Consider the following 22,655-nt stretch of genomic DNA (forward strand, 5'->3'; position numbering starts at 1 on the left):
TAATCAAATCTTTTCGCCATCTGGAAGGACAAAATGGCGCTCAAAAGAACACCCCACCGTTTCCGCCAGATATTCTAAGTCAGAGACTGTGAAACTTTCCCGTTTCATTTTTGAATTAAAATTTTGTGGTGTAGTCCCCATTCGCCTTGCAAGTTCCGCAACGCTGATATTGGAGCGCACACATAGCACTTTGATCTGTTCTGATATCGTCATAAGGGTACTCCTTGTGATTGTAAACTTATAAATTGAAGATATAAAAATATTATTTTATATCTTCAACACAGTCCCTCGCATCCTCTATCATACCATCAAACTGCATCATCTGCAACTCGAAAATCAAATCTTCGACAGCTTCTACACATTCATCTGTGTGCTTTTGTATCTCTTGCCCCCAAAAATGTATAGGAACCCAATCCATAGCAATCAGTTTGAGATCATTTTCACGATCCCGTGCCATATTTCGCTCAATCTTTTTAATCCAATATTCTCGGTTATTCCCCAGTTTTTGCTTCTTGATTTCCCAATTATGGCCATGGAAAAATTCACTGTCACAAAAGATGGCAATCTTGTACTTGGTTATCGCTATATCTGGGGTTCCGGGCAATCTTTTGTAATTTTTTCGATATCGTATTCCTCTATGCCAGAGTGATTTTCGCAATAAAATCTCTATACTGGTGTTTTTGCCTTTAATATGGCTCATTGTTTGGCTGCGTTGTTTAGGAGTCATTACATCGCTCATTAAAACCTCCTCATATTACCCCTTTCTATTTTCGCTTTTTCTTTTTTGTTCCATGGTATGCCTGCGGCCTGGCCTTCCCTCTCATATTGTTGGGATTCTTCAGCAGCTTGGACAGGCTCAATATCCGCATAAACGCCGAGAAATCCTCGGAAGCAATCTTGTCGAAGGGAATCTGCATCTGGTCGCAAAACTCGTGGATTATCCGTTCCTCGTTACTGCCCAGCTGCATGGCACGGTCAAATTTTTCTTTGACCTCTGTGAAGGTCGGCTGTGGATCGGCGGTGGTGCGGTCGGTGACATGGGCCTGACGAATATCCTGAACGATACTGTCCAGATCGTCGTGGATTGTGTGGCTGAAAAAATCACTTTCCTGTACCTGTCCCAGCTCCAGCGTGCGGACATAAAGGTCATTTTCTCCCGGCGCATGGCTGCGGATCACTTCCTGCCGGGTGGCCTCCAGCACCAGATTCATCTGGGCGATCCGCATATCGGCGATCCGGTCAACGAAAATCTCAATATCCGTCATCAACCGTTGGAAGTTCTCATGTGTGGCAATCTCACACAGCAGCCGGTTGTTGATTTTTCCGCTGCTCAATAATGTAACCATATCATCACTCAAATGCAGGGCCTGAAGCTCTGTGTTTGGGTGATTTTTATTTTCCGACAACCCCATCAGGTAATCGGTGGACACCCCATAAAATTCCGCCAGCGTAGCGATAGCAAAGGGACTGATGTCCTTATAATCGTCACTCTCATATTTGCTGAGAGCAGATTTGGAAAGCCCGGTCTGTTCAGCCAGCTGCTCCAGCGTCAAGTGCTTATCCACCACCCGCAAGTCTTTTAGCCGTTCCGGGATAGACAGTTTTGTGTGCATCCAAATTCCCCCTCTCATCAGGAAAATCCTGCCGTTTTTAACTATTATACCATGATTCCATAAGCGTGGAAATATGCTGACCTTAAGCCGTTTTCCATCGTTTTGGACATACGGGAGGGGGCCTGTTTTTTCGGTAAAATGAGTTTTGTCAGGAGACACAGAACCTTGAAAATTGAATGACCGGCTGCAAGGGGTATGACCTTTGGGGAAGTGACGCCATGACAGGAGCGCACCAAGGAGGACAATACGCTGGGGAAAATCCGGGCAGGAGCGATTGCAGGCAAACCGGCAACTAACACATGGAAAATAAACTTTTAGGAGGTTGATTTTTATGAAGTTGAGTATTCGAGAAAAGAAAGTGCTGTACGACTTTGCCTGTCCCAATCACCACAACACGGTGACACGGCTGAAATGGCTGACTGCCCTGACCGTTGACCCGCAGGCCAAACACCGGATGCTGGAGCTGGCCCGGAAGATGGAAATGGAGGTGGCCGAAAGCTGGTACACCGGTTTTTATCACCAGCTCCGTGCGGAGATGGACGAGTATTACAGTGCCAAGCGCCGCCTGCGTTTGGTAAAGGAAAACACCGACTATGAGGAGGATCTGTATGACGAAGCTGTCTAAGTATGAGAAAGAAACCATCATCAACTGGAACGAGGCGGATGACACCGCCAGTATCTACACCTTCAACGCCGATCTGAAGCGCAGGCTGGCCGAGTTCAGCCGCAAGTATCCCCAGCTGTGCCAGTTGGAGCGCAGCACCACAGAGGGCAGCGTGACCTATGTGATAGATAAGTCCCGGCTGTCCATCCGTCTGGTGCCGCCGTACAGCGATGAGCGGCTGGCTGCTGCCAGAGAGTACGCCAAACAGCACGGATTTCAGGTTTTGCGGACGGACAAGGAGAGCGCCTGAAATCGGGTCAATTCACGGGAAAATAGGGGGTCTGCACCCGGTATTTTTGCGGTGAATTGGTATCGTAATACCCCAGTATCCCCCATGCCGGGAAATGCGACAAAAGGAGCATTCAGAGCCGGAGGAGCTGACAGAAACCGCACAAGCGGTGGAAGTCGGCTTCTCCGGGCAGGAGTACAGAGGACGGCAAGCTCTTTGTGCTGGGTACAGGGGTGCAGCGCCCTGTTGGGGTCAAGGGGCAAGGCCCATTGGCGGGTTGAGGGCAGCCGCCCCATCGGGTCAAGGGTGAAACGCCTTGCCCAGGGAGAGTTGATGCCTTGCGTCAATTCGTACTGGGTATTACCTGACGCAGAAATCCGCAGGTTTGGCGGCTTCGCCGCTGCTCCCCTTCGGGAAAATCAACGGAGAATGGAGGGATGAAAATTGAAACTGACACGGCATAACGGACGCTCCGGCAAGCATGGCACCTATAATCCCCGGCACAATGACCGCCGGTTTGATGTGGAAAACAGTGAACACATTGATGCCCAGCGAGCCAAGAAAAATGTGTACTGGGACTGCTACCGTGGATTCACCACCCCGGAACTTCGGGAAAATCCGGAACAGCCGGATTTCAGCTTTGAAGAAATTGAGCGGATGTATTACTACGAGCATTATTCCGACCATGTGGATGCCCAGAATGCCCGGAACGAGAAAACCCGGCACACCGAGCGCAACCGTACGGTGGAAGACCTTTTGAAAAATAACAAGACCTGCCCGGAGGAAAGTATCTACCAGATTGGCACCATGGAAGAATCCGTTCCACCGGGTACTCTGGCACTCATTGTCAGCGAATTTTACGAGGAGTTTGAACGGCGCTTTGGTTCCCATATCCACATTCTGGACTGGGCGCTGCATCTGGATGAGGGTACGCCCCACATCCATGAACGCCATGTGTTTGACTGTAAAAACCGGTATGGGGAGCTGTGTCCCCAACAGGAAAAGGCGCTGGAGGAACTGGGCTTTGAATTGCCCGATCCGAGTAAACCCAAGGGCAAACACAACAACCGCAAGCAGACCTTTGATGCAGTATGCCGGACGCTGCTTTTTGACATCAGCCGAAAACATGGGGTGCATCTGGAGCAGGAACCGTCCTATGGTGGGCGGGCGTATCTGGAGAAGCAGGACTACATTCTGATGAAGCAAAAGGAGCAGCTGGCCGCCCAGGAACAGAAGCTGGAGGAGCTGACCCTGAAAATTGAGGATGTGGAAACACTGGTGGAGGAAGTTTCGGAACTTGCCTATGACAAGGCGGTGGAGGTTGTCGCCGATACTGTCCGGCTGGAAACCCATAAGGAGGACATCCGGTTGGTGGAGGAAACGAAAAACTGGGTTCTCTCGCCGGAACGAAAAGCTCCGCAAAAAGAGCGTGAGTATGCCGCCGCCCGGCTGGATGGGGTGATCTCCAAAATCAAAAATGCCATGCAGTCTGCTCTGTCAAAAATCCAGAAGAAGCTGATGCAGCCGGAGGTCAAGCAGGCTGGCAAGCAACAGATTCAGGAAAAGGCCAAGGAATCCATTCTTGCTTTCCTGAAAAAAGCCAAGCACGATAGCGCACAGAGAGAATCCAACCGGAAAAAGCAGCAGAAAAAACAGGATATGGAGCTTTAAGGCATCCGATTTTGCGAACAAATCAGATGCCTTTCTCTTGAGGAGGTGAGAAACATTGAACAGTGAATCGCAGAGCTTAGCGCCTGCAACCCAGCAGGCCGAAAGTGAGGACTTGACCGTTGATGAGGTACGGGAAAGTCTCTCTGTCACCGAGAAAGGACAGCCGGCCAACACCATTGGAAATTGCCGCACGGTGTTTTGCCAAGATCCGCTTTTGCGGGGCGCAATCCGACTGAATCTGCTGACCGACCGTATTGATATTGTGCGGAATTTGGGCTGGCGCAGAAGCACCAGCGCCTTAACCGATACCGATGTCAAATATCTGCTCCTTTACTTTGAACAGAACTACGGTTTGACCAGTGAAAAGAAGCTGATGGCGGCGCTCTCCATCGTGGCAAACGAAAACTGCTATCACCCTATCCAGGATGTGCTGAATGGCCTGGTTTGGGACGGCATACCCCGGATACGCTCTTGTCTGCATCACTTTTTAGGGGCAGACGAGAACAACTATGTGGAAGAAATGCTCAAGCACTTCCTTCTGGGAGCCATCCGTCGGGTGTTCCATCCCGGTTCCAAGTATGAGGAGCTGCTCTGTCTAGTGGGCGGCCAAGGAGCCGGAAAGTCCACCTTCTTCCGCTTCCTGGCTATACAGGATGAGTGGTTCTCTGACGATCTGAAAAAGCTGGACGATGACAAGGTGTTTGCCAAGCTGCAAGGCCACTGGATCATCGAGATGTCGGAGATGCTTGCCACCAGCAACGCCAAGAGCATCGAGGAAATTCGCTCCTTTATCAGCCGCCAAAAGGAAACCTACCGCACGCCCTATGAATCCCAGCCCAAAGACCGGCTGAGGCAGTGTGTGTTCGGTGGTTCCTCTAATACACTGGACTTTCTGCCCCTTGATCGGGCCGGAAACCGCCGGTTCCTGCCAGTGATGATTTACCCAGAGAAAGCGGAGGTTCACATTCTGGAGAACGAAGCCGCTTCCAGAGAATATCTGTTGCAGGTGTGGGCCGAGGCTATGACCATTTACCGCAGCGGCGAGTATTCCATGAAATTTTCAAAGGAGATTCAGAGACAGCTGGTAGAGGTTCAGAAGGATTTCATGCCGGAGGATACCGAGGCCGGGCAGATTCAGGGCTTTCTGGAACACTATACCGGCAATGTGGTCTGCTCCAAGCAGCTGTTCAAGGAAGCGTTGGGACACTCTTTTGAGGAGCCGAAGCGGTGGCAGCTGCACAACATCAACGAGATCATGAACACGGTGGTGACCGGCTGGAAGCCTTTCTCTAACCCACGGATGTTTGCTGGATATGGGCGTCAGCGTGGCTGGGAACGGGAGATTTCCGGCAACGAACTGCCCGACAACGAAGATGGATTTGTAGAACTGAGCGAGGAAGAAGTCCGTCAGCTGGAACTGCCAAAGGAGTGGATTGCCTGATTTACAGGGCTTGTTGCCCGGTTGGTTGTCGGTTGGTTGCTGACTTTGTTGCCGTAAAAATGGGGGTATGGACACGATAAATGCCCATTAAGCAAGGCTTTTTGGTGGGTATTTGTTCTCTGACAACGAAAGCAACGAGATTTCACAAGAAAATTTGAAAAGTAAGAAACGATGGCCAGACGATAGGTTACAGGTTTTTCGGAGTCCGTTGCCGGACTTCGTTGCCGGATGCCCTTTGTCTGGCTTTTCTGATCTATGGAGGTAGCCTATGGAGAAAACCCAAAAGCAAGAAAACAAGCAGAGCAAAAAAGTAAAGTTTATCGTGGTGCGGGAGTTTTCTGGTGAGAAAACCATGCAGGAAGCCTTCGAACAACTCATTGAACGGCAAACCTGCGAACACTTTGAAGAATGGCTGGAACGCAAGGCAAGCTGAGGGTATTTGTTGAAGAAAAAACAGGGGCATGGTATAATGTGTATATCGTGTCCCTGTTCATAGAAGGAGATTGCTATGAGCAGGAAAAAACAAGTCAATCAGAAAATCACAGCCCTCTATTGCCGTATTTCTCTGGATGATGGCGGCGATAACGAGAGCATGAGTATCAGCAACCAAAAAATCATGCTTCGGGACTTTGCCGAAAAAAACGGGATGTTCCAGTATGAGTATTATGTGGACGATGGTTACACAGGCCGTAATTTCAATCGTCCGGCTTTTCAGCAAATGATTGCCGATATTGAGGCCGATAAAATCGGTTGTGTCATTACCAAAGACCTGTCCAGACTGGGAAGAAATTATATCGAAGCCGGCAGTTATATTGAAATCTTCTTCCCTAAACACAATGTCCGCTATATTGCCATTACCGATGGCGTGGACAGTTTGACCCGTCAGGAAATGGATATCACGCCGTTCAAGAATATCCTGAACGATATGTATAGCCGGGATATTTCCAAGAAAGTGCTGGCGGGGCGTATGACCCGTTCCCGACAGGGAAAGTTCTGTGGCGGACAGCCTCCCCTGGGGCTGATGCGTGACCCGGAGGATCGGGGGCATTTAATCCTTGACCCGGAGACTGCGCCGGTGATTCGCAAAATCTATGACCTGGCACTGGATGGCTGGGGCTGTATGCGGATTGCCAAGCAGCTGATGGAAGACAAGGTTCCCATCACAAGAGTAAAAGGAAATACCGCCTGCGATGTCAATTACTATGCGTGGGGCGGCGCAAGAATCAGCCATATCCTGCGAAACCCGTTTTATAAGGGCGCTCATCTGGTTTGCCGGACACACCAGAAAGGGATTCGCTCCAACACCTATGACATCATTCCCCGTGAGGACTGGGAAATCATTGAGGGCTGCCATGAGGCGATTGTGACACCGGAGGAATGGGAGCAGGTACAGGCCATCGTGGATCGCAGGCCACCTATTATGAAAGGCAATGCCTGCCCCTTCTACAACTTGTTCCACGGCATTATCTACTGCGCCACCTGTGGGAAATCCATGCAGGTACGGTATGAAAAGGTCGGCAGAACTGGCAAAAACCGCTTTACCGGCGAGATGCGGGAACCGATTGATAAGGCGTATTATATTTGTCAGACCTACAACCGGCTGGGCAAAAACGCCTGCACCAGCCATAAAATCGAAGCCAGGGATTTGTATAATCTCGTTCTGAAGGATATTCAGGAACTGGCAGCGATGGCGCTCAAAGATGCAGATGCCTTTTATCAGCGATTGAGCAGCCGGATGGAGCGCCGATATATGGCGGATGCTTCCGAGATGCAGAAAGAGCGTGAGCGCCTGGAAGCCAGAAACCGACAAATTGACGATATGTTTCTGAGCCTTTATACCGATAAGGCCAAAGGCGTGATCTCTGAGCAGCGGTTTGTGAAGTTGACCGCCGCCATGGAGCAGGAACAGGAAGAAAATCAGCGTTGTTTGCAGGAACTGATGCGAATACTTCAGCAGTCTGACGCTCAGGAAAGTGAAGTCCGTACCTTTATCCGGGAGATTCGGCAGTATGCCACTATCCAAGAACTGGATGAAACGGTTCTGAACCGCCTGATCAGCCGTATTCTGGTGGGCGAGGTCAAGAAGGTTGATGGTCAGAAAGTTCAGGAGGTCAGGATCGTTTATAACTTTGTTGGCGAAATATTTATGTGAAGAAAGGGATTTTTATGAAAACAGATATTTCTACTATTAAAGAACTTGAAAGGCTGTTTCAGAAATACGAGCAAGAGGTGCTGACAGCCCAAAATAGTGGATATTTACAGCCTAATACCATACGCACATATTTGCTTCATTCCGGAAACTTCGTAAAGTGGTGTAAGGACGAATTTGAGCCGGGTTCCAAAAACAAGTAAGCTCCCCCATTTAAGCTAAACAACAAACTGAACGGTTTCGTTCCAACCCTTCTCTTAACCGAGAAGGGTTATTTTTTTGCCCATTTTTGAATTCATCACTTGACATTGTGGCAAAGAGTTGATGAGCCAGGACGAGCTTGCCGTCATGGATGGCGGCAAGTGCATCCTCCAGCTGCGCGGTGTGCGGCCTTTCCTTTCGGATAAGTACGACATCACCAAGCATCCCAATTTTAAGTACACTGCCGACGCGAACCCGAAGAACGCTTTCGACATTGAAGCGTTTCTGTCCGCCCGGCTGAAACCCAAGTCCAGCGAGGTCTACGATGTTTACGAGGTAGACGCTACGGGCGATGAATAATGTTCCGCTGTGAAAGGAGTGATCTTATCTATTTGCCCCAACTGCCTCTTTGGAGGCCATTGGCGTACAAGGCGGACAATCACAAAAAAATAATGAAAAAGGAGGATAGCCGGAATCAGGCCCCCGGAAACCGGGCGGCAGATTGTTCCGGCTTTTGTATGCCTATGAAACATGACTAATCAACTTTTCAAATGATTCCGGCTAATAATTATTTATGGCATTTTTTACTCAGGCAATCACCGTTCTTCAGACCCTCGTAATCGCACTCGGTGCCGGTCTCGGCATTTGGGGTGTCATCAACCTCTTGGAGGGCTACGGCAATGACAATCCCGGAGCTAAAAGCCAGGGAATGAAGCAGCTCATGGCGGGCGCTGGTGTGGCCGTAGTCGGCATGGTCCTCGTTCCTCTGCTCTCCAGTTTGTTTACCGTCTAATCGTCCCCACAGGAAATCCTTGCCGTCCCCGCAGTCATGCGGGGGCGGCTGAAAGGAGGTAACACCGTATGGATTTCTTACTTGAGGCAATCACCACATGGCTGAAGGAAATGCTGGTGGGCGGCATCATGAGCAACTTGTCGGGGATGTTCGACAGCGTAAACCAACAGGTCGCGGATATATCCGTGCAGGTGGGGCAAACCCCGCAGGGCTGGAACGGCAGTATTTTCGGCATGATCCAAAATCTGTCCAATTCCATTATCGTGCCGATTGCAGGTGTGATTCTGGCTGCGGTCATGACCATTGAATTGATTCAGATGATTACAGACAAAAACAACCTGCACGATGTAGACACATGGATGATCTTCAAATGGATGTTCAAAAGTGCCGCCGCCATTCTCATCGTTACCAACACCTGGTCCATTGTGATGGGCGTATTTGATATGGCGCAAAGCGTGGTTGCGCAGGCATCCGGCGTCATCGGCGCAGACGCATCCATCGACATCTCCTCTGTGATGGGCGATTTGGAGCCGCGCCTGATGGAGATGGAACTGGGACCTTTGTTTGGTCTGTGGTTCCAATCGCTTTTTATCGGCATTACCATGTGGGCGCTGTATATCTGTATTTTCATTGTCATTTATGGCCGTATGCTGGAAATATATCTCGTGACCTCAGTAGCACCTATTCCGATGGCTACCATGATGGGCAAGGAATGGGGCGGCATGGGTCAGAATTATCTGCGCTCCCTGTTTGCCCTGGGCTTTCAGGCGTTTCTCATTATCGTCTGCGTGGCAATCTACGCGGTGTTGGTGCAGAATATCGCCACGGAATCCGACATCATTATGGCAATCTGGAGCTGCGTGGGCTATACGGTTCTTTTGTGCTTCACGCTCTTTAAGACCGGCAGCCTCGCAAAAGCTGTGTTTAATGCCCACTGACATGGAAGGAGGTAATTCCATTGGCTTATGTACCCGTACCCAAAGACCTGACGAAAGTAAAAACCAAGGTCATGTTCAACTTAACCAAGAGGCAGCTGGTCTGCTTTGGCAGCGGAGCGCTTATCGGCGTACCACTTTTCTTTTTGCTCCGGGAGCCTGCGGGAAGCAGTGTGGCGGCCATGTGCATGATGCTGGTCATGCTGCCCTTCTTCATGCTGGCCATGTATGAGAAGCACGGTCAGCCCCTGGAAAAGATCATCAGCAACATCATTAAGGTTGCCGTGATCCGGCCAAAACAGCGCCCGTATAAGACCAACAACTTCTATGCCGTGTTGGAACGGCAGGAAAAGCTCGACAAGGAGGTGTATGACATTGTTCACAGCAAAGAAAAACCGGCAGGCAGATAAGGATGGCAAACAGACGCCGCCGGTGAAAGCAAGAAGAAAGCTGTCCCGTGCTGAGAAGAAGCAGATCGAGGCCGCCATCGCCCGTGCCAACCGCACGGACCGGAAGGAAAAATCGGCTCAGGACAGCATCCCTTATGAACGGATGTGGCCGGACGGCATTTGCCGCGTGTCAGAGTGCCACTATACCAAGACCATCCAGTTTCAGGACATCAATTATCAGCTTTCTCAGAACGAGGACAAATCCGCAATCTTTGATGGCTGGTGTGACTTCCTCAACTATTTCGACAGTTCCATTTCATTTCAGCTGTCCTTCCTCAATCTGGCGGCATCCAAAGAGACCTTTGCCAGCGCCATTTCTATTCCACCTCAAGAGGACGATTTTGACAGCATCCGGGCTGAGTACACGCAGATGCTGCAAAACCAGCTGGCGAAAGGAAACAACGGTCTTATCAAGACCAAGTATCTGACCTTCGGCATTGACGCCGACAACATCAGGTCGGCAAAGCCCCGGCTGGAGCGCATTGAGACTGACATCCTCAACAACTTCAAGCGGTTGGGCGTTTCTGCCGAGGTGTTAAACGGTATGGCGCGGCTGGCCCAGCTGCATGGTATCTTCCACATGGATGAACAGGTGCCTTTTTGCTTCTCATGGGACTGGCTGGCTCCTTCCGGCCTTTCCACCAAGGACTTTATCGCTCCTACTTCATTTGAGTTCCGCACCGGCAAGCAGTTCCGTATGGGTAAGAAATACGGGACAGTTTCTTTTTTGCAGATTCTCGCCCCGGAGCTGAATGACCGGATGCTGGCAGACTTTTTGGATATGGAATCCAGCTTGATCGTGAACCTGCACATCCAGTCGGTGGATCAGGTCAAGGCCATTAAGACTGTCAAGAGAAAAATCACAGATTTGGATCGGAGCAAGATCGAGGAGCAGAAAAAAGCCGTCCGCGCAGGATACGATATGGACATCATTCCCAGCGACCTGGCTACCTACGGAGCCGAGGCCAAGAAGCTTTTGCAGGATTTGCAGAGCCGCAACGAGCGAATGTTCCTTGTGACCTTTCTGGTGTTGAATACGGCGGACAATCCCCGTCAGCTGGGCAACAACATCTTTCAGGCCAGCTCCATCGCGCAGAAATATAACTGCCAGCTGACCCGGCTGGACTTCCAGCAGGAGGAGGGGCTGATGTCCTCTCTGCCCCTGGGCCTGAACCAAATCGAGATCCAGCGGGGGTTGACTACCAGCTCCACGGCTATTTTTGTGCCGTTTACTACTCAGGAACTTTTCCAGAATGGCAAAGAGGCGCTGTACTACGGCATCAATGCCCTGTCCAACAATCTCATTATGGTGGACCGCAAGCTGCTGAAGAACCCCAACGGACTGATCCTTGGTACACCCGGTTCCGGTAAGTCCTTCAGCGCCAAGCGCGAGATCGCTAACTGTTTTCTGCTCACCAATGATGACATCATCATCTGCGACCCGGAGGCAGAGTATGCTCCGCTGGTGGAGCGTCTGCATGGGCAAGTTATCAAGATTTCACCCACATCCGGTGACTACATCAACCCGATGGACTTGAATCTGGATTATTCAGATGACGAAAGCCCGCTGTCTTTGAAGTCTGACTTCATTTTGTCGCTGTGCGAGCTGATTGTGGGCGGCAAGGAGGGCTTACAGCCGGTGCAGAAAACCATCATTGACCGTTGTGTGCGGATGGTCTATCAGAATTATCTCAATGACCCGCGCCCGGAGAATATGCCGGTGCTGGAGGACCTTTATGATCTGCTGCGGACACAGGAAGAAAAAGAGGCGCAGTACATCGCTACGGCGCTGGAAATCTATGTGACCGGCTCTCTGAATGTGTTCAACCACCGTACCAATGTGAATATCCAGAACCGCATTGTCTGCTATGACATCAAGGAGTTGGGCAAGCAGCTCAAAAAAATCGGGATGCTGGTGGTGCAGGATCAGGTATGGAACCGTGTTACCATCAACCGGGCGGCGCATAAGTCCACCCGATATTACATTGATGAGATGCACCTTCTCTTGAAAGAGGAGCAGACGGCGGCCTATACAGTCGAAATCTGGAAGCGTTTTAGAAAGTGGGGCGGCATCCCCACAGGTGAACAGGTCTGTTTCTTGTTTATGCGCTTAGAGAATCAGACCACGCCGTACTGACTGAAATCGGCAAGTAGGTCAGTATTATCAATGCGGAAGAAATCGGGAAGGGAGCAGCGCCCTAATCCGAGTGGAAGGCTGTCCGTAAAATGGCAGTCACACGCAACGCATAGAGCTTGAACCTGCGTGATGCAGAATATAACAGCTCCACGAGTCCGCATTGCCTGCCGATACGGAAAAACCGTGGCAAAAAGGTATGCTATGCTGGGCGTGAACAGGCACGCCGATGAAAATGAGCGAAAGCTCCAGAGAGGTGGATAAAAAGCCACCTGTTAAGAACAATCAGATCACCCAAAATGTCAAGGACCTGCTTTCTTCCCGTGAAGTGGAAAATATTTTCGAGAACAGCGATTTTGTGTATATGCTCAATCAGGCAGGCGGAGACCGGCAGATTCTTGCCAAGCAGCTGGGCATTTCTCCCCATCAGCTGTCCTATGTGACCCACTCCAGCGAGGGCGAGGGCCTTCTGTTCTACGGCTCCACGATTCTGCCTTTTGTAGACCACTTCCCGAAGGACACCGAACTCTACCGTATAATGACCACCAAACCCCAGGAATTGAAAAAGGAGGATGAGTAACCATGAACCAGAACATTTGTGAACTGGATACAATGATGTTTTTCGATGCGGCGTTGGAGAGCCAGCGCGCTCAGCTGCTCACCGTGATGGCGGATGCCATCAGCGAGTGCCGCACGGCTGCGGATCAGTCTGCGGGACTGAACGAGGATGGCGAGGCGGGGCTGCTCCGTCTGACAGAAATCTGGTGCGCCATGCAGGGTACACCGGGCGTTATCATTTTTGAGGGCAGTCAGGTTCAGCTGCTGGCCAATGTGGTGGCGCAGATTTACGCCCACCTGATTCAGCACCCCTTTCACGACCCGGTGGGGCTGGCCCTCTATGTGGAGCTGCACTACATGACAGCCGCCCTCATGCTGGGGGAATGGTTTGATTAAGGAACCACGCCTGCGCTTTACGGACGAGGAACGGGCTAATCCGGCGTTGGAAAAGCCCATCCGCAAGGCGGACAAGGCCGCCGCCAAAGCGGACAGGGCGCAGGCCAAAATCCCTAAAAAGAAAGTCCGGCAGGTGGAGATTGACCAGGAGACTGGAAAGACCACAACGAAGCTGGTACTGGAGGACAAGAAAAAGCCGCCTTCCAAGCTATCCCATACCTTGCGGGATGCCCCTGCCAATATGGTTGCTGGCAAAATTCATAAGGAAGTCCGGGAGAGTGAGCAGGACAACGTGGGCGTGGAAAGCGCCCACAAGTCTGAGGAAGCGGTGGAAACCGGCGCACGGTTGGTGCGGGAGGGGTATCACAGCCACAAGCTAAAGCCCTACCGCAAAGCAGCCCAGGCCGAGCGTCAGCTGGAAAAGGCCAATGTCAGCGCCCTGTATCAGAAGTCTTTGCAGGAAAATCCCCAGTTTGCCAGCAATCCCCTTTCCCGCTGGCAGCAGAAGCAGACCATCAAAAAGCAGTATGCAGCCGCTAAACACGCCGGTCAGACTGCTGGGAATACTGCCAAAACTGCACAGACCACCGGAAAGGCCGCCCGGACAGTAAAGGAAAAAGCACAGCAGGCAGGTGCATTTGTCATGCGCCATAAAAAGGGGTTTCTGATTGCGGGTGCAATTTTCCTGATCCTCTGTCTGCTGCTCAATACCATGTCCTCCTGCTCCATGATGGCGCAGAGCATCGGTTCCGTGATCTCCGGCACTACCTATCCCTCCGATGACCCGGAAATGCTGGCGGTGGAAGCTGATTATGCGGCCAAGGAAGCTCAGTTGCAGACTGAGATCGACAATATTGAAAGCAGTCACCCCGGTTATGACGAATACCGCTACGACCTGGATATGATCGGCCATGACCCCCATGAGCTGGCGGCCTACCTGTCTGCTGTCTTGCAGGGGTACACCCGTCAGAGCGCCCAGGGAGAGCTGGAGCGTGTATTCTCTGAGCAATATCAGTTGACGCTCACCGAGGAAGTGGAGATACGCTATCGGACAGAAACGAGGACCGGTACGAATACTGTCACTGACCCGGTAACAGGTGAAACCTCCACCGAGACCTATGAATACGAGGTGGAGGTGCCGTATGAGTATTACATCCTGAATGTGACGCTCACGAGCAAGCCTATATCCTCTGTTGCCGCAGAGCTATTGACCCCGGAGCAGATGGAAATGTATCAGGTGTACCGGCAGACGATGGGCAACAAGCCCCTGCTGTTTGGCGGCGGTTCCCCGGATATGGGAAATTCCGAAGATTTGACCGGTGTGGAGTTCGTAAACGGTACACGCCCCGGCAATCCGGCGCTGGTGGAGCTGGCGCAGAGTCAGGTTGGCAATGTGGGCGGCTACCCTTATTGGAGCTGGTATGGCTTTGACAGCCGTGTGGAATGGTGCGCCTGCTTTGTGTCCTGGTGCTATGGGCAGGCAGGCTTATCTGAGCCGCGCTTTGCAGGCTGTCAGTCTCAGGGAGTTCCCTGGTTCCAGTCTCATGGGCAATGGGGCGGGCGCGGATATGAGAACATCGCCCCCGGTGACGCTATCTTTTTCGATTGGGACCTTGATGGTTCTGCTGACCATGTGGGTATCGTCATTGGTACAGATGGCAGCCGGGTTTACACGGTAGAAGGAAATTCCGGTGATGCCTGTAAAATCAAGAGCTATGACCTGAATTACGAATCTATCAAAGGCTATGGCCTGATGAACTGGTAACTGAGTTTTTTGAGAAGGAGTGAATGATAATGGCTATGAACAAAATTGACCGCATTGACCGCGAGATCGAAAAGGTCCGCGAGAAGATTGCGGAGTATCAGGAGAAGCTGAAAACTTTGGAAGCACAGAAAACTGAAGCAGAGAATCTGGAAATCGTCCAGATGGTGCGCGCTATGCGGATGACCCCTGCCCAGCTGAACGCTATGTTGTCCAGCGGCATGGTTCCCGGCAGAGCCGCTGTTTCTGCTGATTACGAAGAACAGGAGGATACCGCCCATGAAGCATAAGTATATTTTCAGAACAATGACCGCACTTTGCGCCGCCCTGTTGATTGTGGGCGGCCTTTCTGTTCCCGCCTATGCACAGACACCGGAGGGACAGGATGCCACTAACGATGACAACGTGATTGTGGAGCAGCCGAAAGAGGATACGCCGCCCCTTACGCCGGAGGGCAACGCCGCCCTGGTGGACGATTACGGCGGCAATAAGCAGCTCATCACCGTCACCACTAAGGCAGGCAATTATTTCTATATCCTCATTGACCGGGCAAATGAGGACAAGGAAACTGCGGTCCACTTTTTGAATCAGGTTGACGAGGCCGACTTGATGGCGCTGATGGAAACCGGCCAGACCACCGAGGAGAAGCCCACCACCTGTAACTGCACGAAAAAATGTGAAGCCGGTGCAGTCAATACCGCCTGCCCGGTTTGTGCAACCAATCTGAGTGGCTGCACAGGGAAAGCTCCTGAACCGGAGGTGACGGAAGAACCGGAGAAGGAACCTGCTGGTCTGAACCCGGCGCTTTTGATCCTGGTGCTTGCCCTGCTGGGTGGCGGCGGAGCCTTTGCCTACTTTAAGCTGGTGAAAAACAAGCCTAAGACCAAAGGCAATGACAATCTGGACGATTATGACTACGGCGAGGATGAAGCGGACCCGGAGGATGAGGAACCCTGGGAGATCGAGGGTTCCGATGAACCGGATGCTGACAGGGGCAGCGATGGAGAAAACGAGGACAAACAGATTTGATCCGTTTCACCGACAGCCCTTTTGAATCTATGATGATACGCAGGCCGGAGGGCGGGAAGAACACTTCCCGTCCTCCCTCTTTATCCCCCGGCCACCCCTGTTATGGCTGTGGGACTTACCGCTATGGCCAGCCGTGTGTAGGCTTCTGCCACCGGCAGCTGACCGGATGGCTCAAAGAAAGGAAAAACGAAAAATGAATGTGCTGAGTATTCTTATTAAAACCATTGCTGTTTTTGATCTGATCGTCATTGCTGTCTATTTTGGCGGAGACATCTTTTCTACCGTATTGGGTAAATTTCGGAAAAAGCCTGTGCAGAAGGATGATTTTGAGTTTTACGATGAGGACACCGCAGTTGTCCCGTTGTCCATAGATTCCATTCGTCTGCTCTATTCCGGTGATGTGGCAGATTTTGTGAAAGAACAGCTCCTTCCCGGAGCAGCAAAGACGATGGATGCCCTGGTAGAGAATGAACGGACAGCAGTTTTCCTTCTGCTTAGCGCCCTGATCGGCTTTCTGAAAGAGGAGGGCCGGATGGATGAACAGAATTTCCCTATGGTGATGGAACTGCTGAACCATGCCAAAGGGACGAAAGAGAACGACGAAAAGGACCCTGTGGATATGCTTCTGGATGAAGAAGCTCGTCATATCCGAAGGGATTATTACAATGACTATCAACGATACCAGCTGATGCAGGTGGATAAAAACCGTGTGATACTGGCCTGCCGTATCATCATCAATGACCTGCTGGGGAAATTGTACCGCTATGACTATCGGTTCGGTTATGATCTGCTGTTAACGGAGGAAAACAGTATTGAAAGAAAGCTGAATAACTATGGGCAGGCCGAATGGGAGGACGAAGAATATGAACCATAAACTTGTGATTGCCGAAAAACCGTCGGTTGCCCATAGTCTGGCCGCTGTGATCGGTGCCACCGCCCGTAAGGACGGCTATCTGGAGGGAAATGGATGGCGTGTCAGTTGGTGTGTGGGCCATTTGGCTGGGCTGGCCGATGCGGACAGCTATGACCCCAAGTACGCCAAGTGGCGGTATGACGATCTGCCCATCCTGCCGGCAGACTGGCAGATGACGGTGGGCAAGGACAAAAAGAAGCAGTTTGATGTGCTGAAAAAGCTAATGAATGCCCCGGATGTGACCGAGGTAGTGAACGCCTGCGACGCTGGGCGGGAGGGTGAACTGATTTTCCGCAGTGTCTATGAACTGGCAGGCTGCCAAAAGCCTATGAAGCGGCTCTGGATTTCCTCCATGGAGGATTCCGCTATCCGGGAGGGCTTTGCTAACCTGCGCCCCGGTGCAGAGTATGACGGTCTGCGGGATGCGGCCCTCTGCCGCGCCAAGGCGGATTGGCTGGTGGGCATTAACGCCACACGCCTTTTTTCCGTGCTGTACCACCGAACCCTCAACATTGGGCGCGTTATGTCTCCGACACTGGCTCTTATCGTCCAGCGGGAGGCAGAGATCGACGGTTTCAAGCCGGTGCCGTTTTATACGGTGACGTTGGAACTACCCGGTTTCACAGTTGCCGGGGAACGTATGAAGGACAAGGCCGCCGCTGAACAGCTGCAAAGTGCCTGTCAGAGTGCTGTTGCCACGGTCAAACAGGTGGAGCGTAAAGACAAATCGGAAAAGCCGCCTGCCCTCTATGACCTGACTACGCTCCAGCGGGATGCCAACCGGCTGTTGGGATATACCGCTCAGCAGACTTTGGACTATCTACAAAACCTGTATGAAAAGAAGCTCTGCACCTATCCCCGCACGGACAGCCGCTATCTGACTTCGGACATGGCCGAGGGTCTGCCGGTGCTGGTGAATCTGGTTGCTAATGCCATGACCTTCCGAAAAGGAATCGCTATTTCCTGCGACGCCGGTGCGGTTATCAACGACAAGAGAGTGACCGACCATCATGCAGTGATCCCCACCCGTAATATCCAAAACGCTGACTTGTCCGGTCTGCCGGTGGGCGAAAGGGCGGTGCTGGAGCTGGTGGCTCTGCGTCTGCTGTGCGCCGTGGCCCAGCCCCATACCTATGCTGAAACTTCTGTCACCGTGGAGTGCGCCGGTGTTGAGTTTTCCGCCAAAGGCAGGGCGGTGAAGCATCTCGGCTGGCGGGCGCTGGATGCTGCCTACTGTGCCAATCTGAAAAACATCCCGGAGGCGGATAAAGAAACCGAGAGTAAAGCGCTGCCAAAGCTGACCGAAGGCCAGAGTTTGCCACTGTCCGGTACAGTCGTCAAGGAGGGCAAAACCAGCCCACCCAAGCATTTCACCGAGGATACGCTGCTTTCTGCTATGGAGACTGCCGGGAAAGATGATATGCCGGAGGATGCCGAGCGGAAAGGACTGGGAACCCCGGCCACCCGTGCCGGTATTCTGGAAAAGCTGGTGTCTGCTGGTTTTCTGGAACGAAAAAAGAGCAAAAAAACCGTACAACTCATGCCTTCACATGATGCAGTATCTCTGATTACTGTACTGCCGGAGCAGCTACAATCGCCCCTTTTGACCGCCGAGTGGGAGTACCGGCTGGGCGAGATCGAGCGCGGTGAGCTTTCCCCGGAGGACTTCATGGCCGGGATCTCTGCTATGCTCCGGGAACTGGTGGGGACCTATCAGGTGATAAAAGGCACCGAGTATCTGTTCTCCCCGCCCCGTGAAGTAGTGGGCCGCTGTCCGCGCTGCGGCGGTGAGGTTGCAGAAATGCAAAAAGGATTCTTCTGTCAGAACGAAGCTTGCAGATTTGCAATCTGGAAAAATAACAAGTGGTGGGCTGCCAAGAAAAAGCAGCCTACCAAGGTGGTGGTGACAGCCCTTCTCAAAGATGGACGCGCACGGCTCACTGGCTGTTATTCCGAAAAGACCGGCAAAACCTACGATGCTACCGTGGTGCTGGAGGACGATGAGCAGTATGTGAGCTTCAAGCTGGAGTTTGACAGGCAGAAAGGTGGTAAACGATGAAGCGCTCCCTCTATGAACAGGAAACCATTATCCTCTACAACCAGGCCGAGGCCACCGCAGAGGTTTACACCCATGATGCCAGATTGCTGGAGAAGCTGCGGCGGCTGTCGGAAAAATACCCGGACCAAATCGTGAAAAAGGACCGGCAGACCTTTGTAGTCCCCAAACGCTGCGTATCGGTTCGGGAGCCTTACAGCGCCGAGCGCCGCAAAGCTGCCAGTGAACGGGCAAAGGCTGCCGGATATGCACCGCCCAAACCCAAGTAAAAGAACGGTCATGGAAATGAAGCTGCTTTAACATCTTCCTTCTATAATTTCCTATTATTTTATGGTATACTAAATGTACGAATAAACCGTTGATTTTAGAGGGGGTGTTGCATTGGAATGGAACAAAGCTGGTATCCCGCATAAAGGCTGGTCTTGCGTCGATGTCGAAGATATTGCAGAGTATTTTGATGATGCAGAAGAAATTGAATACGAACAGTGTGAAATGTGTGGACGGGAAAGGATTCGTTTTGTTCACATTATGAGACACCCGGATTATCCAGATGAATTGCGGGTAGGGTGTGTATGTGCCGAAAAGATGTCTGACGATTATGTAAATCCTCGCAGAGCAGAGGATACACTAAAAAAACGGGCGGTAAGGAGAAAAAATTTCAATAGGAAGGAATGGAGTTATAACCCTGCGAAAAATACATACAGCAAAAAGTATAAGGGTGAATATATAACCATAATGCAAGGTCGATATGGTAATTGGGGAGTTTTTTTCGCTGGGAAAAGAATTTGGGATTATGATGGTAGTAAAATACGTTCTATGGAAGAAGCTGAACGCATAGCTTTTGAGGTTTTTGAACAATACCATACCACTCAAGAAGAACGAGAACTCCAATTTTGGCTTGAACAACGGAGATTTTAGCTTATCTTCATATCACCAATATCTGACATTTTAATAAGAACTTCGTTAGCAGGAAATCTTTCAGGGTTTCCTGCTTTTGTTTTGCAAAAATTGAATTTAGTGGGAAGGAGTTGAATTACCATGCCTGATAATAAACCAACCAACCGGGAGCGATTGCGGGAAATCACCGAGGGCATCGAACAGGGTATCAAGGAGCTGTTCGAGAGCGAGAAGTATATGCGTTACCTGTCGGTGATGTCCCGTTTCCACCGCTATTCGGTCAATAACACCATGCTCATCTATATGCAGAAGCCGGATGCTACGCTGGTCGCTGGCTTCAACAAGTGGAAAAATCAGTTTGAGCGCCATGTGAAAAAGGGTGAGCATGGCATTACCATAATCGCGCCCACGCCATATAAAAAGAAAATCGAGGAACAGAAGCTGGACCCAGATACCAAGGCTCCGATTTTGGATAAGGACGGGAAAATCGTCACCGAGGAAAAGGAAATTGAGATTCCCATGTTCCGCCCGGTGAAAGTTTTTGATTTGAGTCAGACGGACGGAAAGCCTTTGCCGGAACTGGCCTCCAACCTGTCGGGGAATGTGCAGAACTTTGAGGTTTTCATGGAAGCCCTGCGGCGCTCTGCCCCGGTTCCCATCGAGTTTGAGCCGATGGATGCCAATATGGACGGCTACTTTTCCTCTGAGCAGCAGCGGATCGCCATTCGTACCGGCATGAGCGAGGTGCAGACGGTTTCCGCAGCTGTCCATGAGACCGCCCATAGCAAGCTCCATAATTACAATCTGCCTGTGGTGAAGGATACCAGCAAGTATCAAGAGGTAGAATTATTTGACCAGCCAGCCCTGTTCTCAAATGGAAGAATTGCGCGCGAAGATCTTCCTGATGGGCTGTTTTGTTATGACCTGCGTGGCTCAGACGATGATCCGGGCTATCCGATTGCCGTAGAGGAAAGGGTTGTTGTGAACCACGCTGCATCCGTTATCACCGCAAAGCCTTTAGAACTGCCAGAAGATGGGCGTATCATGTTTACGGAGGAGTCTGGTCTGAATTTTGTCGGCGGCGAAAAGACCATTCAGCAGTTTTTGCAGGAAAGTAAAAAGGACCGGCACACCGAGGAAGTAGAGGCTGAAAGTATCTCTTATGCGGTTTGCAAGTATTATGGCATTGAGACTTCCGAAAACAGCTTTGGCTATATTGCCAGCTGGAGTCAGGGCAAGGAGCTGAAGGAGCTGCGATCCAGTTTGGAGACTATCAGCAAGACTTCCGGGGAGCTGATCTCCGATATTGACCGCCACTATAAGGAAATCTGCAAGGAACGCGGTATTGACCTGACAGCCGAGCAGGAGCGTGTTTCGGAATCGGAAAAAACAGAAGGAAAAGAACCGGCCCTGTCTACATCTAATGTCCAGCAGGAAACACTGACCTATTATGTGGCCGAGTGCATGGAGTTTCCTTCCCTTGGCGAATACCATGAGAATCTTTCTCTCATGAAAGCCGTTGAGCTGTATCAAGCTATTCCGACAGAGCGAATGAACGGTATCAAAGGGATAGGGTTCGATTTACACGATGGCAGTGATTACAATGGACAGTTCCCTATCTTAACTGGAAAGACGATTGATGTGGAAACAATCAATGGTATTGACTATTTTCGCAATAGCCCGCTGGTACAGAAAGCGGTATCCGATTTGATAGCGGCTATGCCGGATATGGAAGTTACGCAGGCAGCACCGCCTTTGGCAGAACTGGGAATAGATCAAAAAGCCATGGGAAATGTGGCAGAACTGTTGCAGGTTCAGCCTTCACAGGAATCGGTTGCATTTGATATAAACGGAGAAGAATATCTTGCAATTCAGCACTGCGAGAGCGGACATGATTATACGATTTACAGTCCTGATTTTGCGCTATTGGATGGCGGGCAGATAGATAACCATTCTTTAGAGCAAGTGACCTACGAACTTCTCATGGAGGAAATTAAGGGAACGGATTTGGTGAAACCATACGATTACGATACGCTGATGGAACAGGTAGAAGCTGCTCAACAGAAACGATTTGAGAAAAATGAGTTAGGCGAAGTACAGAGTCCATCTGTTTCTATGTTACCGGAATCACCAGAGCAGGCATTGGATGAATACCCCATGCCGGACCCGGTGCTGACCCAAGATGATCTGGAGAAATGCGGCTACCTGGACAGCGACCTTTTGCCCCTCTCCAAAGAACGGGCCTACGAGCTGATGGAGCGAGATTTGACCGTGTACATTGTGCAGGAGGGCGAAAACCCGGAGATGGCGTTTGATACTACCGATCTGGATGTCCACAATGGTATTTTTGCTGTTTCCCGTGAGGAATGGGAGCAAAGCCCGCGGTTCCATGAGAAGGTGCTGGAACGTCAGGATCACCAGATGGAACGGGAGCAGGCTTTTCTCTCCCATGAGGGGGACTGTTTCGCTATCTATCAGGTGAGCCGGGATGACCCTCAGAATGTGCGATTCATGAATCTGGATTGGCTGCAATCTCACAGCCTATCCGTAGACCGGAGCAACTACGATCTCATTTACACAGCCTCGCTGAACGGTTCCGGCAGTACAATGGAGCAGCTGGAAAGGCTGTATGAGCAGTTCAATCTGCAAAAGCCGGTGGATTTTCACAGTCCATCCATGAGTGTCAGCGACATCGTTGCCATCAAGCAGGATGGTAAGGTATCCTGTCATTACTGCGATAGTTTTGGTTTTACCGATGTTCCCGG

Annotated in this window: 21 protein-coding genes and 4 pseudogenes; 22 read left to right on the plus strand and 3 right to left on the minus strand. The window is 51.1% G+C overall.

What is annotated here, in order from left to right; all coding sequences use genetic code 11:
- Positions 1-3 precede the first annotated feature (3 nt).
- Genes B5F29_RS05605 through B5F29_RS05615 form a run of 3 tightly spaced genes read right to left on the minus strand, consistent with a single transcriptional unit; the run spans position 4 to position 1,613 of the window.
- A complete protein-coding gene (locus B5F29_RS05605) occupies positions 4-213 on the minus strand; it encodes a helix-turn-helix domain-containing protein (RefSeq protein WP_082382894.1) in 210 nt (69 codons plus the stop codon).
- 49 nt (positions 214-262) lie between these two features.
- Entirely contained in the window at positions 263-739 is a 477-nt protein-coding gene (locus B5F29_RS05610) for a very short patch repair endonuclease (protein WP_087153683.1), read from the minus strand.
- Positions 740-764: 25 nt separating this feature from the next.
- Positions 765-1,613, minus strand: coding sequence for a helix-turn-helix domain-containing protein (locus B5F29_RS05615; RefSeq protein WP_087153684.1), 849 nt, complete (start codon positions 1,611-1,613; stop codon positions 765-767).
- A 331-nt stretch (positions 1,614-1,944) separates the two neighbouring features.
- Here B5F29_RS05615 and B5F29_RS05620 point away from each other — a divergent pair, with 331 nt between their 5' ends.
- The 22 genes and pseudogenes from B5F29_RS05620 to B5F29_RS17250 all read left to right on the plus strand — a co-directional run.
- A complete protein-coding gene (locus B5F29_RS05620) occupies positions 1,945-2,238 on the plus strand; it encodes a hypothetical protein (RefSeq protein ID WP_087153685.1) in 294 nt (97 codons plus the stop codon).
- Positions 2,222-2,527, plus strand: a complete 306-nt coding sequence (locus B5F29_RS05625; RefSeq protein ID WP_087153686.1) for a molecular chaperone — start codon at positions 2,222-2,224, stop codon at positions 2,525-2,527. The genes B5F29_RS05620 and B5F29_RS05625 overlap by 17 nt, the downstream gene beginning before the upstream one ends.
- 423 nt (positions 2,528-2,950) lie before the next feature.
- Positions 2,951-4,177 (plus strand): serine/arginine repetitive matrix protein 2, encoded by a 1,227-nt coding sequence (locus B5F29_RS05630; protein ID WP_087153687.1) that lies wholly within the window; start codon positions 2,951-2,953, stop codon positions 4,175-4,177.
- A gap of 55 nt (positions 4,178-4,232) precedes the next feature.
- The gene (locus tag B5F29_RS05635; RefSeq protein ID WP_242955585.1) at positions 4,233-5,618 is read left to right on the plus strand and encodes a virulence-associated E family protein; all 1,386 of its coding nucleotides are present in this window, start codon (positions 4,233-4,235) and stop codon (positions 5,616-5,618) included.
- A 268-nt stretch (positions 5,619-5,886) separates the two neighbouring features.
- Positions 5,887-6,051 (plus strand): hypothetical protein, encoded by a 165-nt coding sequence (locus B5F29_RS16535; protein ID WP_164488372.1) that lies wholly within the window; start codon positions 5,887-5,889, stop codon positions 6,049-6,051.
- A gap of 75 nt (positions 6,052-6,126) precedes the next feature.
- Positions 6,127-7,770: a recombinase family protein gene (locus tag B5F29_RS05640; protein WP_087153688.1), complete on the plus strand. Its 1,644-nt coding sequence runs from the start codon at positions 6,127-6,129 to the stop codon at positions 7,768-7,770.
- A gap of 309 nt (positions 7,771-8,079) precedes the next feature.
- Positions 8,080-8,328, plus strand: a pseudogene (locus B5F29_RS05650) (VirD4-like conjugal transfer protein, CD1115 family); the annotation flags it as partial.
- 214 nt (positions 8,329-8,542) lie between these two features.
- Complete coding sequence (locus tag B5F29_RS05655) at positions 8,543-8,761, plus strand: Maff2 family mobile element protein (RefSeq protein ID WP_038273692.1); 219 nt, start codon at positions 8,543-8,545, stop codon at positions 8,759-8,761.
- A 68-nt stretch (positions 8,762-8,829) separates the two neighbouring features.
- Positions 8,830-9,699 carry a VirB6/TrbL-like conjugal transfer protein, CD1112 family gene (locus B5F29_RS05660; RefSeq protein WP_002587408.1) on the plus strand — a complete coding sequence of 290 codons (870 nt, stop codon included), beginning with the start codon at positions 8,830-8,832 and terminating at the stop codon, positions 9,697-9,699.
- A gap of 20 nt (positions 9,700-9,719) precedes the next feature.
- A complete protein-coding gene (locus B5F29_RS05665; protein ID WP_087153689.1) occupies positions 9,720-10,106 on the plus strand; it encodes a PrgI family protein in 387 nt (128 codons plus the stop codon).
- Positions 10,066-12,228 (plus strand): annotated as a pseudogene (locus B5F29_RS05670) (VirB4-like conjugal transfer ATPase, CD1110 family); the annotation flags it as partial. The gene B5F29_RS05665 and the pseudogene B5F29_RS05670, both read left to right, overlap by 41 nt.
- A 280-nt stretch (positions 12,229-12,508) precedes the next feature.
- The gene (locus B5F29_RS05675) at positions 12,509-12,859 is read left to right on the plus strand and encodes a conjugal transfer protein TraE (RefSeq protein WP_087153691.1); all 351 of its coding nucleotides are present in this window, start codon (positions 12,509-12,511) and stop codon (positions 12,857-12,859) included.
- Between the two features lie 2 nt (positions 12,860-12,861).
- Positions 12,862-13,233: a DUF3851 family protein gene (locus tag B5F29_RS05680; RefSeq protein WP_002587411.1), complete on the plus strand. Its 372-nt coding sequence runs from the start codon at positions 12,862-12,864 to the stop codon at positions 13,231-13,233.
- Positions 13,226-14,998, plus strand: a complete 1,773-nt coding sequence (locus B5F29_RS05685; RefSeq protein WP_087153692.1) for a CD1108 family mobile element protein — start codon at positions 13,226-13,228, stop codon at positions 14,996-14,998. The genes B5F29_RS05680 and B5F29_RS05685 overlap by 8 nt, the downstream gene beginning before the upstream one ends.
- Before the next feature lie 29 nt (positions 14,999-15,027).
- Positions 15,028-15,285 (plus strand): DUF4315 family protein, encoded by a 258-nt coding sequence (locus B5F29_RS05690; RefSeq protein WP_002587413.1) that lies wholly within the window; start codon positions 15,028-15,030, stop codon positions 15,283-15,285.
- Positions 15,275-16,024, plus strand: a complete 750-nt coding sequence (locus B5F29_RS05695) for a DUF4366 domain-containing protein (protein ID WP_087153693.1) — start codon at positions 15,275-15,277, stop codon at positions 16,022-16,024. The genes B5F29_RS05690 and B5F29_RS05695 overlap by 11 nt, the downstream gene beginning before the upstream one ends.
- A 193-nt stretch (positions 16,025-16,217) precedes the next feature.
- On the plus strand, positions 16,218-16,898 hold the full coding sequence (locus tag B5F29_RS05705; RefSeq protein WP_087153695.1) for a conjugal transfer protein TraG: 681 nt from the start codon (positions 16,218-16,220) through the stop codon (positions 16,896-16,898).
- Positions 16,888-18,996 carry a type IA DNA topoisomerase gene (locus B5F29_RS05710; protein ID WP_087153696.1) on the plus strand — a complete coding sequence of 703 codons (2,109 nt, stop codon included), beginning with the start codon at positions 16,888-16,890 and terminating at the stop codon, positions 18,994-18,996. The genes B5F29_RS05705 and B5F29_RS05710 overlap by 11 nt, the downstream gene beginning before the upstream one ends.
- Positions 18,993-19,262, plus strand: a complete 270-nt coding sequence (locus B5F29_RS05715; RefSeq protein WP_087153697.1) for an immunoglobulin — start codon at positions 18,993-18,995, stop codon at positions 19,260-19,262. The genes B5F29_RS05710 and B5F29_RS05715 overlap by 4 nt, the downstream gene beginning before the upstream one ends.
- Positions 19,263-19,374: 112 nt before the next feature.
- Positions 19,375-19,911 carry a hypothetical protein gene (locus tag B5F29_RS05720; RefSeq protein ID WP_087153698.1) on the plus strand — a complete coding sequence of 179 codons (537 nt, stop codon included), beginning with the start codon at positions 19,375-19,377 and terminating at the stop codon, positions 19,909-19,911.
- Positions 19,912-20,031: 120 nt separating this feature from the next.
- Positions 20,032-22,377, plus strand: a pseudogene (locus B5F29_RS05725) (LPD28 domain-containing protein); the annotation flags it as partial.
- Positions 22,366-22,647: pseudogene (locus B5F29_RS17250) on the plus strand (YodL domain-containing protein); the annotation flags it as partial. The pseudogenes B5F29_RS05725 and B5F29_RS17250, both read left to right, overlap by 12 nt.
- Between the last annotated feature and the right edge of the window lie 8 nt (positions 22,648-22,655).

Origin of the sequence: Lachnoclostridium sp. An196, from assembly GCF_002160135.1 — a bacterium.
GTDB classification, from domain to species: Bacteria; Bacillota; Clostridia; order Lachnospirales; family Lachnospiraceae; genus Hominiventricola; species Hominiventricola avistercoris.

What these genes read in the sequence shown, in the direction of transcription:
- B5F29_RS05605 (WP_082382894.1), bottom strand. Translation starts at nt 213, where the DNA reads ATGACGATATCAGAACAGATCAAAGTGCTATGTGTGCGCTCCAATATC.
- B5F29_RS05610 (WP_087153683.1), bottom strand. Translation starts at nt 739, where the DNA reads ATGAGCGATGTAATGACTCCTAAACAACGCAGCCAAACAATGAGCCAT.
- B5F29_RS05615 (WP_087153684.1), bottom strand. Translation starts at nt 1,613, where the DNA reads ATGCACACAAAACTGTCTATCCCGGAACGGCTAAAAGACTTGCGGGTG.
- B5F29_RS05620 (WP_087153685.1), top strand. Translation starts at nt 1,945, where the DNA reads ATGAAGTTGAGTATTCGAGAAAAGAAAGTGCTGTACGACTTTGCCTGT.
- B5F29_RS05625 (WP_087153686.1), top strand. Translation starts at nt 2,222, where the DNA reads ATGACGAAGCTGTCTAAGTATGAGAAAGAAACCATCATCAACTGGAAC.
- B5F29_RS16535 (WP_164488372.1), top strand. Translation starts at nt 5,887, where the DNA reads ATGGAGAAAACCCAAAAGCAAGAAAACAAGCAGAGCAAAAAAGTAAAG.
- B5F29_RS05640 (WP_087153688.1), top strand. Translation starts at nt 6,127, where the DNA reads ATGAGCAGGAAAAAACAAGTCAATCAGAAAATCACAGCCCTCTATTGC.
- B5F29_RS05655 (WP_038273692.1), top strand. Translation starts at nt 8,543, where the DNA reads ATGGCATTTTTTACTCAGGCAATCACCGTTCTTCAGACCCTCGTAATC.
- B5F29_RS05660 (WP_002587408.1), top strand. Translation starts at nt 8,830, where the DNA reads ATGGATTTCTTACTTGAGGCAATCACCACATGGCTGAAGGAAATGCTG.
- B5F29_RS05675 (WP_087153691.1), top strand. Translation starts at nt 12,509, where the DNA reads ATGAAAATGAGCGAAAGCTCCAGAGAGGTGGATAAAAAGCCACCTGTT.
- B5F29_RS05680 (WP_002587411.1), top strand. Translation starts at nt 12,862, where the DNA reads ATGAACCAGAACATTTGTGAACTGGATACAATGATGTTTTTCGATGCG.
- B5F29_RS05690 (WP_002587413.1), top strand. Translation starts at nt 15,028, where the DNA reads ATGGCTATGAACAAAATTGACCGCATTGACCGCGAGATCGAAAAGGTC.
- B5F29_RS05695 (WP_087153693.1), top strand. Translation starts at nt 15,275, where the DNA reads ATGAAGCATAAGTATATTTTCAGAACAATGACCGCACTTTGCGCCGCC.
- B5F29_RS05705 (WP_087153695.1), top strand. Translation starts at nt 16,218, where the DNA reads ATGAATGTGCTGAGTATTCTTATTAAAACCATTGCTGTTTTTGATCTG.
- B5F29_RS05710 (WP_087153696.1), top strand. Translation starts at nt 16,888, where the DNA reads ATGAACCATAAACTTGTGATTGCCGAAAAACCGTCGGTTGCCCATAGT.
- B5F29_RS05715 (WP_087153697.1), top strand. Translation starts at nt 18,993, where the DNA reads ATGAAGCGCTCCCTCTATGAACAGGAAACCATTATCCTCTACAACCAG.